A 10,247-nucleotide genomic window follows, 5' to 3' on the forward strand; every position below is an offset into this window, starting at 1 on the left:
CCTGAGAGTCACCACTGGCCTTGCCCGGGACCGCGCACGTCACATCCCATACGGAGGAGCGCCAATGCCCAATCCCAACAATGAATCTCAGAGCGTCGAAGAGCTCTTGGTTGCGTCCAATAGCGTGGTGTAACCCCCGGCCCTGATGGGCGTGTTGCACCGATGTAAGGCGGCCACCGCGTGATTCTTGGAAAGACCGATCAAGTCTTTTCCGAAGGAGTACACGCGATGACCGCACCCCATTTTATTGACCCTGCCCGTTTCCTGTCCGAACAACTCGAGCAAGCCTCGCCGGACTTGATGCGGCAGATGCTGACCACGTTCATCAACGCGCTGATGAGCGCCGAAGCGGAAGCCGTCTGCGGCGCCGAATACGGCCAAGTCTCCGCCGACCGGGTCAACTCCCGCAACGGCTACCGGCACCGGGATTTCGACACCCGCACCGGCACCCTCGACGTCGCGATCCCGAAGCTGCGCACCGGCACCTACTTCCCGGACTGGCTCCTCGAGCGCCGCCGCCGCGCCGAGGCCGCCCTGACCAGCGTCGTGGCGACCTGCTACCTGCTCGGGGTGTCGACGAGGCGGATGGAGAAACTCGTCGAGTCCCTCGGCATCACTCGCCTCTCGAAGTCGCAGGTGTCGGGGCGACCCTGCCCGGCGCGACTTGGCAGCGCTGTCGCACCCACTACGCCGCGAACCTGATGTCCGCGACCCCGAAGACCAGCTGGCCGTGGGTGAAGACCCTGCTCCACTCCGTCTACGACCAGCCCGACGCGGACGCCGTCCACGCCCAGTTCGACCGGGTCCTGAACGCACTGGAGGAGAAGCTCCCCGCGGTCGCCACCCACCTCGAGGCGGCCCGGGCGGACGTGCTCGCCTTCACCGGCTTCCCGAAGGAGATCTGGCGTCAGCTCTGGTCCAACAACCCCCAGGAACGTCTCAACCGCGAGATCCGCCGCCGCACCGACGTCGTGGGGATCTTCCCCGACCGCGGCTCCCTGATCCGGCTCGTCGGCGCGGTCCTGGCCGAACAACACGACAAATGGATCGAGGGCCGCCGCTACCTCGGCCTCGACGTCCTCAGCCGCTCACGCCTCACCCTCGTCCCGACCGAGAAGGAGGAACCCGCAACCGAACTCGGCGCCCTCAGCGCCTAGAAATCCAAGAATCACGCGGCAAACGCGTTACACCACACATTTGGACTTGACCCCGCTTACACGCCGGGACCTGTTGCCTGGCGGCAGGAATGCCGGTGCGGGCAGGTATGGTGGTGCCCAAGCTCACAAGACTCACAGACACAACAAGACTCACAAGATACACACACACTCACAAGGGATCCACTATGGAGAACCCATTCCGGCCTTCAGCCGGCGCGACACCACCCGAGATCATCGGCCGTGCCGGCCTTCTCGACGAGTTCGCCTACGGCCTACGCCTGGGCTCCGGGGCACCGGGGCTCCTCACCATTTTCACCGGCGCCCGTGGCATCGGCAAGACCGTCATGCTTGGTGCCGCCCACGACCTAGCCCGAGAGAACGGCTGGGCCGTGATCTCCGAGACGGCCACCGGTGGCTTCATGGGCAGGATCGGTGAATCCATGCGCCAACTGGCCGAAGAGCTCGGCAACGGGCCGCACGGACGCAAGATCATCGGTGTTTCCGCTGCGGGCTTCAGCCTCACCACCGAGCTCCCGCCCGAACGCCAGGTCGCCTGGCGGAGCCTCGCCGAAGAACTCCTCCGGCTCCTCCAGAGCCGTGGCACCGGCCTGGTCATCACCGTGGACGAAATCCACGCCGCTGACCGTGCTGAACTGGCCCAACTGGCCGCCAGTGTCCAGCACCTGATCCAGGACCGCCTTCCCATCGGGCTGGTCTTCGCTGGCCTACCGGCCGCAGTGTCGGACCTACTCAACGAAGGCGTGGCGACGTTCCTCCGCCGCGCCGACAAGATCGACCTGCATGCCGCCACGGTCCGGGACGTGGAGGCGTCATTCGCCCAAACATTCGCGGCAGCGGCATTCAACATCTCACCAGCCCTCATCCGGCAAGCCTCCGAAGCCACTGGAGGATACCCATTCCTCATCCAGCTGGTCGGCTACTTCCTCTGGCGGGAAGCCGAAAAGAACCAGGGCACCCTCGACGAGGACGCTGTCGGCCGGGCCATTGATGCCGCACACCGACGCAACGCACGCACCGTGATCGAGGCTGCTCTCTCCACCGCCTCACCCAAAGACATGGACTTCTTGCACGCCATGGCCAAAGACACAGGTCCATCGTCTACCGGCGACATCGGGCAACGGCTAGGTGCCAAGACAAACCTTGTCTCCAACTACCGGACACGGCTCCTGGCCGCCGGCCTCATTGAATCGGCCGGATACGGCAAAGTCGACTTCGCCATCCCCGGACTACGCCGCTATCTCAGTTCCAAGCCCACGGACTAAACCACCCACCGAGCCTCACAACGCGTCCGCGAGGTGGCGAGCCCACCGGCTATCCGTGGGCGGCAAAGGACCGGGCGGCCGCGATGACTTTCGGGCCGACTGCGTCGAGCGGCTCAGTACGCAGTAGCGTAGCGGGCGACTGATCACCCAACTAGCCGGTCCAGATACTCGGCACCGAAACCCGTGTTCCCGGGACGACCGACACCACCTGGGTGTTCCGCCCCGGGAGGGGGATTGTAGGCGTTTTTGCCCGCGATCAGTCGTCGCCGAAGGAGGTGCCGCGCACTGAGGCCTTGACGGTGGCGAACGTCTCGCTCTTCGAACCTGGAGTCCGTCGCACAATATATGGTCCCACCGCGGCAGGCACGATGAATGTCTCCGCGTAGTGCACGACGAAGGGCACGAACGCGCCAGATGGGGAGACGATCTCGACCTCGTCTCCCTCGACAAGGTTGAGCACGTTTACCGTTCCGTGCGTGTCGTGCCCTGCTTCGGTGGTGAACCAGTGCCGGCGAACCTCAATGAATTCGAGTTCGTGCAAGCCGGTTCGTTCCTCTCGCAGGCCCGGGACGTCGGAGAGAACATCGACTTGGCCGACGAGGTTGTCCGTTACCCACTCGGTATTGCGGTCCCATTGGATGTTGCGTTCGCCGTGCTCGATATTGATCGGTCGGGGGATTCCGTCGGTACCGACGCGGCCCCAGTCCCATAGCTTGAAAGTGAAGATGAACGGAGTTGCCGATATCTCGAGCACCATCGAGTTGGCGCCCGAGCAGTGGACTGTCCCGGCGGGGATGAGGAAGTGGTCATGCTTCTTGACGGGGAACATGTTGATGTATTCCTCGGCAGGGAACGGGTGCTGGCCATCGGTGGCTTCGTGGAGTGCGGCCACCATCTGGTGTGGATCAACACCCGTTTTCACGCCCAGGTATACGACTGCGTCATCATCACAGTCCAGGAGGTAATAGCTCTCATCCTGGGTGTAGTTCATCCCAAATGTGTCCTGGATGTAGTCCGTCAGTGGGTGCACCTGGAGTGATAGTTCGCCGCCGCCCATCGTGTCGAGAAAGTCGAAACGGATGGGGAATTCGGCCCCGAATCGGGCGAATGTTTTCTCGCCGAGCAGCTCGCGCGGCTGGGCGAGGACGAGGTCGATCGCTGGGATCTCCATTCGTTGCCCGTCGGGGGCCTGCAGCAAGAGGGAGTTCTCCTCCGGGACGCAATCGAAACCCCAGGCGTAGTTCTCTTGCGCTGGGTCTAGCTCGAGCCGGTCTTTCATCCACTGACCGCCCCAGACGCCGGGGTCGAAGAAGGGGACGACTCGGAACGGTCCCTGAGTCGCCAGCTTCAACGCCCCGCGGAATGCGTCGCCCGTGACCACGTTGCCCGCGGTGGGCGACGTAGTGTCGAGGAGGAAGTCGATCCGGTCGAAAATGGTTCGTTTGTGACGATCGGCGACGCGCCACTCGACAAAGAAGCCGCGCTTGTATTTCCGCAGGATGTCCTCGTCAAAGTTTGTGCATCGCCAGTTCGGGGCCCCGGCGCGCAGGCGTCGCTGAATCTCCCACCGTGGCATGTCCGCGAGCACGACGATCGCATCGCTGGTGCGGACCTGGGCGGCACCCCACCCGATGACAACCGTCGGCACCTGCCTGAGGTCGAGCTGCCGGACGAGATCACCGATGCGTTCGGAGTCGTAGAACTCATCGATGGTGGCGTGGCTCATGACGCCGAAGACGCGGTCGTCGGTGAGATTCCGGGCAATCATCGCGTCGATTACCGCACTCGGTAGCGCCGCCAACTGCTCCATGTCGACCACGTTGTACTCCGGAAGGGTGGCCGTGATCTCGCCGGTCAACGCCGACAGATCCACCCCGGGGTAGCAGTCAATGATGACGAGTGGCGGATCGATGCCCGCACGGAGCGCCGCGGTGCGGTCGATCTCCGCCCACGCCTCGATTCCGGTCCACATCTCGCTTCCCGCCGGAAGCGAGATGCTCGGCAGCTTGTCGTAGCCATTCTGCCCGGGTGCCGGGATTTTGTTCGCCATGTCCTACCCATCTTTGGTATCGTTACCAGATCTTATCACGATCTGCCCGACAGGGCACGTTTCAGGAGCGAACTACGATGAGCTGCGTTGGCATCTCGATCTCACGGGTGGCGGCGGTTGCGCCGTTGGGTGCCATCCGGGCGAAGAGCAAGGTTGCGCTCTCGCGCCCGAGTTGGCGGGCATCGTGGTCGACGATCGTGATCGGAACAGGCATCAGCTCGGCGAGTTCGAAGTCGTCGAAGCTCACAATCGCCGGACCCGCCGCGATCCCTCCTCGCTCCTGGATCCGCGCTCCGATCGCCTTGAGCGCACCGATGGTGTTGCGGTTATTTGCACAGAAGACCGCAGTCGGAGGGTCCTCTAGCTCAAGGAGGGCGGTCATGGAGATCTGCGCCGCTTCGACGTCCTGCTGGCCGCGTTTGACCAGTGCGGGGTCCAGCGGCACGCCATAGTCTTCAAACGCTCGACAGAAGCCCGCGTACCGGCGATGACCTGTGGAGACCGAAGCCACGTTGCCCAAGTACGCGATCCGCCGGTGGCCCGCCTGGAGTAAAGCGGTCGTCCCTGCGTGAGCACCCCCGGTGTCGTCCACAAGGACGGTATCGGCGTCCACTCCCTCGAGCGCGCGTGAGGCGAGGACCAGAGGGGTCCCACCCAGGGCCTGTCCCTGGAGGTGCTCCGAATCGCCACCTGCGGGGACAAGTACGAGTCCCTCGACCTGGCGGCCCAAGAAGTCTGCGACGAGTTGCCGCTCCCGCTCGGTGTCTTCCCCCGTGCTGCCAATAATGATCCGCACGCCGTGCTGCGCCGCGACCTCTTCCACACCCAGCGCGAAACTCGCGTAGTACGGGTTGGCCAGATTCGTGATCGCAACGCCGACCAGACCGCTGCCCTTATTTACTCGCATCCGACGTGCGTTGTCGTTGCGGTGGTACCCGAGCGCTTGGACTGCCTCCAACACCAGCGCCTGGATCTCGGGGCGCACGTTCTGGCCTCCCGCGATCGTCCGCGAGACTGTCATCGGGCTCACCCCTGCAAGTTTGGCGACATCCTTGACGGTGGCGGGGCGTTGCGAAGCCGAGCGACTGCTGGTCGGCGCCGACTCGCCATCGCCCGTATGGTCACCGTAAGCATTTATATTGACCACGGTTCGATCCTACGGGCGGCGACGACCGCGAGGGGGCCGACCGGCCGAACTGCCGGTTCATGTCGATTCGTCTCGTGACGTACACGCAGCTCCGATCGGTTGGGGAAGTCCACGACCATGCGATGCAAGTTCTGCGCGAGAGTGCACCGCTCGGTGAGCCGGCGCCGGGCTTCCGTCCGACGGCAGATGCGAGTAACAGCCCACTTTGACCGCGAACGTGTGCCGCGCAATCTAGGGGACAAAGCCCGCCCAGGACCTCAGGTCCGGTTGCGGTACCCACATCATCCGTTCTGGATCTTTGAGGTACTGGCTGTATACCGGCACTCCTGACTCCAGGCCGAGGTCGGGGTAGTCACGCGCCGGATGAATGTCCAGGTCCCGGCTGATCGGGTAAGCGGGATTGCGTAACCAGTCGAGCTGGGTACCGCTACCGAGCCGTGGGAACCACGCGAGCCCCCCATGTGCCCGAACACCGGTGTAGTCGAACCCAAAATCGCGCACGCACCACGCGCCGAATGTCAGGGGCTGGGTCCGGTCGGCGCTGATGGTCGCATGGGCCCACCCGGGCGGGACAACGACAAGCTCTCCGGGTCCTGCTTCCACCGCGAAGCACCGACCTGGATCGTCCGAATCAGACTCCTGCATCAGAATCACGGCCCGGCCCGACCAGATCTCGTACAGTTCCCCGGTGCTCGAACCGCACGACTGAGACACGGCGTGCACATGCCCCTGGGACCGGACTGGTTCAACGCCAAGGCTCCCTGCGGCGTATGTCACTGCGCCATAGAGCAGGTTGCGTCGGACGAGGTCATCTTTGGCGTCGTCGGTCCCGACGTCCATGGCGATCGCATAGACGGGGTCCGGTCCGTCACACGCCGGATCGAGAAGGCTGGGTCGAATGGCATCGAGATGGCGCAACTCGAGTTCCGGACCGAAAACACCCGATCCGTAGGTGAACCCCATCGGGTACTCCGATGTCTGAATATCGAACCCTGGATAGAAGGTCATATGAAGCAACTCACTTTCATCGTTGAGTCATCCGGTTTACGCGAAGGTCGAGACGATGACCGAATCTCGGCTTCCGCTATTGCCGCGAGTCCGAGGACGGCGGCGTCCGCTCCACATTCACTGGCCCGAAGCGTGACCTTGCCCCACGGAGTCCAGGCATAGTGCGTGAGGTAGTCGGACAACGGGGCGAACAAGGCATCACCGGCCGCGGCGATTCCTCCCCCGACAATGAGGATCTCCGGGTCATAGGCGTGCACGAGGGAGACCGCCAACGCCGACCACACTTCCAAGGCTCGGTCCCGAAGATCACGGCATAACGGATCGATTTCGGCATCTTGGAAGACGTGTGAATAGTCGATGGCGTCCACGGTTGCCAGCGTGCTTGTAGCAAACCGTCGATCACTTCGGGCGAGGCCCGGCAGTACTGACGTCGACGCTTCTGCCTCTGCACACCCACGATTCCCGCATGTGCACTGGCGCCCACCCGCGACGACGGTCAGGTGTCCGGCGATCGCCGCCTGGCCGTGACTGCCGTGCAGCAAGCGTCCGTCGACGACGGCAGAGACCCCGATCCCGGTTCCGAGGGTCATCATGACCACTCCGTCAGCCCCGGCACCGGCCCCGCAGCGCCATTCGCCGGCCAGGGCCGCGACAGCATCGTTCTCAATTATCAGCGGTGCTCCCCAGCCGGCAGCTGCCCAGGCTGGGAAGTCGATTTCGGTTGCGTCCGACCACTTGGCGTTGATGGCCGTTAGTCGACGGGACCGCCGATCGACGATTCCCGGCATCGCCATGCCCACAGAGTGCACGGTTCGTCCCGCAGCAAGTGTGTCGACCAGCTCACCCAGTGCTGCAAGCTTCGGCCCGAGCCCGGCCGCGGAGTCAGATGCGAGCTCAGACCGCGCGGTCACTCGACCGTTTTCGACCACTCCCGCCTTGATCCGGGTGCCACCGAGGTCGATGCCCACGCACAGCCCGGTCACGCCGGCACCAGTACCGGACTGCCATCGACTCGCATCGCCCGGGCAGAGAACCCGGATTCGGCGATGCTGTCATAGTCGTGCCCGGCATCACTGGGCCAGCACGCACCAAACGAGAACACGTCGTCACCCGTGTTGACCGTGCGATGCGCCGTGTAGGGCGGAATCAAGTGCGTGGATCCCGGTGTCATTTCCTCGGCCCAGCAGTTTCGGGCCGTGTCCATCAGGACAAGTAATCCCGTGCCAGCGAATGTGAAGTAAGACTCCATGCGATCTGCCTTGGCATGGAAATGGCCCTTCGTCATAAAGTACTCGGCACCCACCGTGCCCGGCTCGATGAACGTCGTACCCCAGAACACCCCGCCCTCAGTGCCTTCAGGGACAGGGAAGACACAGGCGGTGCGGTACACCAGACGATCCGGGCGCAGCTGGGAAAAAGCGCCCTCATCGGCGAACACCCCGTCAAGATCACGGACCCGCCGCTCAACTCCCTGCACCTCCGGCCCCGTTACCACGCCCGTCTTCCAGTCGGTCATAAACTTCGGCGCACTGATCTTCATCGGTACGTTCATCTTCATTTCCTCTCACTCACTTTGACAACCATCGACGCGCCGACTGCGACTGCCTCGAGTCCCTCTCGTTCCCTACCCGGCAGGGCTTCCCGCCGGATGTCCCGGAAAGGGCCCCATGCTTCACCGGCTCCGCGATCACACACGCAGTCAACCTTGCACGTCCTCTAGTTCTTTGCCCTTCGTCTCCTCGATGAACCTCAGCACGAAGAACAACGAAAGCAGGGCGCAGAGCGCGTAGAACCCATAGGCCAGCGCCAGCGACAGGTCCTTGAGTCCCGGGAAGGTGACCGTGATAATCCAGTTCGAAACCCAGAGGCCACCCGTCGCGAGCGATAGACCTGCGGCGCGCATACGGTTGGGGAACATCTCACTGAGCAGCACCCAGACCACCGGCCCCCAGGACATGCCGAACGCCACGACGAAGAGGTTGGCGGCGATCAGTGCAATCGGTCCCTGAGCGCCTTCCAGAACGGGGCTGCCGTTGACGACGTTCGCAGTTCCGAAAATGATCGACATCGTGGTGAGCGTGACCGTCATCGCAATCGATCCAATGATCAGCAGGGGTTTGCGGCCGAACCTATCAATTGTTGCAATCGCAATAAGAGTGGTCACGATGTTGATCGTCGCGGAGATGATCGTGATAACGAAGGCCTGGCCCTCGTCGAATCCCACGGCGACCCACAGAACGTTGGAGTAGTAGAAAATCACATTGATTCCGATGAACTGCTGGAAGATCGCCAGGCCCAGACCAATCCAGACCACCCGGGCGATCCGTCCATTGGGCGACTTCAGGTCCCGCCACGAGGGGGCCTTCTCACGCTCCATCGTTTCGCGAATCCGCTCGACCTTGGCATCGATGTTCGCCGCGCCAACCAGTTTGGTCAGGATCGCTTTGGCCTCAGAGAGCCGATGGGTCGCGATCAAGAACCGCGGCGACTCTGGAATCGACAGCGATAACGCTCCATACAGAATTGCCGGAACCGCCATCGCGAGGAACATCCAACGCCAGGCTTCCAACCCGAACCAGAACGGCTCGCCGGAGCCCCCAGCCATTTCGGCGATGATGAAGTCAATCAGCAGCGAGATAAAGATGCCACTGACGATAGCGAGCTGCTGCAAGGCGCCCAGCCTTCCGCGGACACGGGAAGGCGCAATCTCGGCGATATACGCTGGCGAGATCACAGCAGCCATGCCGACGCCGAACCCACCCACAATTCGGAACAAAATCAGGACCCAAAGGCTCGGGGCGAAACCCGTGCCAATCGCGCTGACCAGGAATAACACCGCCGCAATCCTCATCACGGCCAGCCGCCCCAAGCGGTCGGCCAGCCGACCGGCGAGAAGTGCTCCGGCAGCCGCCCCGAGCAACGCGGAGGCAACCGCGAATCCGAGCGAGGTTGCGTCTGCCTGGAAGTGGCTTTGAACGGCTGAAACGGCCCCGTTGATCACGGCACTGTCATAGCCGAACAGCAATCCTCCTAGGGCCGCAACGGATGCGATCCGTACGACTCCGCGACCCCCTAACACGCCATCGTCGTCGATTGACGTTTGTCGATTGGCCGCTGTACTTGACGAACTTGGCAAGATCACTCCTTCGTGGGTGCGGACGAAACTGAATGGCCGCGCATTTCCGTCAGGTAACGTTACCAGCAAGAGAGACTTAGCCTAGATCAGCTTCGGGAACAACTTCAAGGTAACGTTACCAGTTTCAAATGTCAACCAGTCAATTTGCACCACTTTGACAGCCCACAGCTGTAGCACACACGAATTCCCAAATCACCCCCCAATTCACAAGCGAACACTCCCGCCTGGGACCTACACGTGAACGGCGAAGGCCCGGGCGGCTGGGTCAAGTCCAAATGTGTGGTGTAACGCGTTTGCCGCGTGATTCTTGGATTTCTAGGCGCTGAGGGCGCCGAGTTCGGTTGCGGGTTCCTCCTTAGCCTGTTGTTCTGGTGCGGCAACCGGCCCTTCGCAGCGACAAAACGCTCAATGTCCTGAACGGTCCGGGCCCATTTCAAAATCTTGTTGGTGGTTCCAGCGAACGACA

Annotated in this window: 7 protein-coding genes and 1 pseudogene; 2 read left to right on the forward strand and 6 right to left on the reverse strand. The window is 62.8% G+C overall.

The features are described 5' to 3' along the window. The first annotated feature begins 228 nt into the window (after nt 1-228). Nucleotides 229-1,157: pseudogene (locus E3T25_RS03980) on the forward strand (transposase). 185 nt (nt 1,158-1,342) lie between these two features. Next, nucleotides 1,343-2,440, forward strand: a complete 1,098-nt coding sequence (locus E3T25_RS03985) for an ATP-binding protein (protein WP_134372332.1) — start codon at nt 1,343-1,345, stop codon at nt 2,438-2,440. 256 nt (nt 2,441-2,696) lie between these two features. Here E3T25_RS03985 and E3T25_RS03990 read toward each other — a convergent pair whose 3' ends face one another. The 6 genes from E3T25_RS03990 to E3T25_RS04015 form a co-directional block, all read right to left on the reverse strand. Beyond that, on the reverse strand, nt 2,697-4,490 hold the full coding sequence (locus E3T25_RS03990) for a class I mannose-6-phosphate isomerase (protein ID WP_134372334.1): 1,794 nt from the start codon (nt 4,488-4,490) through the stop codon (nt 2,697-2,699). Between the two features lie 61 nt (nt 4,491-4,551). After that, a complete protein-coding gene (locus E3T25_RS03995) occupies nt 4,552-5,628 on the reverse strand; it encodes a LacI family DNA-binding transcriptional regulator (RefSeq protein WP_420898223.1) in 1,077 nt (358 codons plus the stop codon). A gap of 240 nt (nt 5,629-5,868) precedes the next feature. Beyond that, on the reverse strand, nt 5,869-6,645 hold the full coding sequence (locus tag E3T25_RS04000) for a glucose-6-phosphate isomerase family protein (protein WP_134372338.1): 777 nt from the start codon (nt 6,643-6,645) through the stop codon (nt 5,869-5,871). After that, nucleotides 6,642-7,613, reverse strand: coding sequence for an ROK family protein (locus tag E3T25_RS04005; RefSeq protein ID WP_166785939.1), 972 nt, complete (start codon nt 7,611-7,613; stop codon nt 6,642-6,644). The genes E3T25_RS04000 and E3T25_RS04005 overlap by 4 nt, the downstream gene beginning before the upstream one ends. Nucleotides 7,614-7,624: 11 nt before the next feature. Beyond that, entirely contained in the window at nt 7,625-8,197 is a 573-nt protein-coding gene (locus E3T25_RS04010; protein WP_198415635.1) for a glucose-6-phosphate isomerase family protein, read from the reverse strand. Nucleotides 8,198-8,344: 147 nt separating this feature from the next. Further along, on the reverse strand, nt 8,345-9,787 hold the full coding sequence (locus E3T25_RS04015; protein WP_420898224.1) for a sugar porter family MFS transporter: 1,443 nt from the start codon (nt 9,785-9,787) through the stop codon (nt 8,345-8,347). Nucleotides 9,788-10,247: the final 460 nt, after the last annotated feature.

Origin of the sequence: Cryobacterium sandaracinum, from assembly GCF_004403415.1 — a bacterium.
In the GTDB taxonomy this organism is placed as follows: domain Bacteria; phylum Actinomycetota; class Actinomycetes; order Actinomycetales; family Microbacteriaceae; genus Cryobacterium; species Cryobacterium sandaracinum.